The following is a 795-nucleotide window of genomic DNA, read 5'->3' as shown; positions in this document are numbered from 1 at the left end:
TCTTCCCGAAAAACTAAGAAGTGCACTGGCCAGTTACCCAATTCATTTTAACGATAAAGTAATTAATGTAACGGCAAGTTTTGGCGTAATAAATATTAAATGTAATAAAACGACAATTGAGAGTGCAATAAATGAAGCAGATAAAGCACTCTACCATGCCAAGAATGAAGGGCGTAATCAGGTGGCTCATGTGAATACATTAAGTTAATAAAAGTTCATTATTACTAGGGGTATTGACCTTTAGCGACTGATTTTTCAGTAGCAGGATTATGTACAAAGCATGATGAAAACGCTAAGCAAAACGCACGGCACTGTTGGATCATCCCTACATAAACAAACTTTGTGAAAAAGTCAGCGCTCTAACTAATAAGTTTAAGCGCGTCGGCAAATCTAACTGGTTTACTGAATATGAAACCTTGATACTTATCAATTTGTAAGCTTTGTAATAACGTTAACTGAGCTGGGCTTTCTACGCCCTCCGCTATTACTTGGCAACCTATCATATGCGACATGTTAGTTACCGCAGATACAATACTTTTATCTTTTGAGCATTCACAAATGTTATCAATATAAGATTTATCTATTTTAATGTAATCAACTGACAGCTCTTTTAAAACCGATATAGAAGAAAACCCGGTACCAAAGTCATCAATAGAAATATGCACTCCAGTATTTTTTATGGCCGTAATCACTTTTGACAAATACGGTAAATTTTTAATCATGACTGTTTCTGTTATTTCTAAATGCACATTGTATGGTTTAACTGCGTATCTATTTAAAAGCGCAACTAAAAAA

At 34.5% G+C, this 795-nt stretch carries 2 protein-coding genes; one reads left to right on the top strand and one right to left on the bottom strand.

Translation table 11 applies throughout. The annotated features are described in order from the left end of the window. Positions 1-208, top strand: a 208-nt coding sequence (locus tag H5072_RS20715) for a diguanylate cyclase (RefSeq protein WP_182694668.1), incomplete at its 5' end; no start/stop codon positions are given. 151 nt (positions 209-359) lie between these two features. Here the strand turns inward: H5072_RS20715 and H5072_RS20710 are convergent. Beyond that, a partial coding sequence (locus H5072_RS20710; protein WP_182694667.1) for an EAL domain-containing protein occupies positions 360-795 on the bottom strand: 436 nt, incomplete at its 5' end.

Origin of the sequence: Pseudoalteromonas sp. SR45-5 (assembly GCF_014163565.1) — a bacterium.
Lineage (GTDB): Bacteria > Pseudomonadota > Gammaproteobacteria > Enterobacterales > Alteromonadaceae > Pseudoalteromonas > Pseudoalteromonas distincta.
This window is presented reverse-complemented; position numbering and strand designations above follow the sequence as displayed.